At 39.2% G+C, this 265-nt stretch carries 1 protein-coding gene; it reads left to right on the top strand.

Features of this window, described 5'->3' with window-relative positions:
- On the top strand, nt 1-265 hold a 265-nt coding region (locus tag Q1A47_RS20695; protein WP_299632772.1), incomplete at both ends, for a condensation domain-containing protein.

Below are 265 nucleotides of genomic sequence, written 5' to 3'. Positions count from 1 at the left end.
TGATTCATCGTAAAGAAGGCTTTCAGGAAGATATCGTCAGGGAAGTTTTAACGGCAATCACCAAGCATCATGATGCCTTACGAATGGTATACCAATTTGATCCGGACGGCGTAAAACAAATCATTCGAAAGAGTACGGAAGATAAGCTGTTCGATTTTCAAGTATTTAATTATCGTTCTGTAGAAGACCATCAGAGAGAAATAGAAGTATGTAGTCAAATGATTCAGCGTGGGCTAGATATTGAAAACGGCCCACTTGTTAACGT

Source organism: uncultured Virgibacillus sp. (assembly GCF_947495635.1).
Taxonomy (GTDB): domain Bacteria; phylum Bacillota; class Bacilli; order Bacillales; family Amphibacillaceae; genus Virgibacillus; species Virgibacillus salarius.
This window is presented reverse-complemented; position numbering and strand designations above follow the sequence as displayed.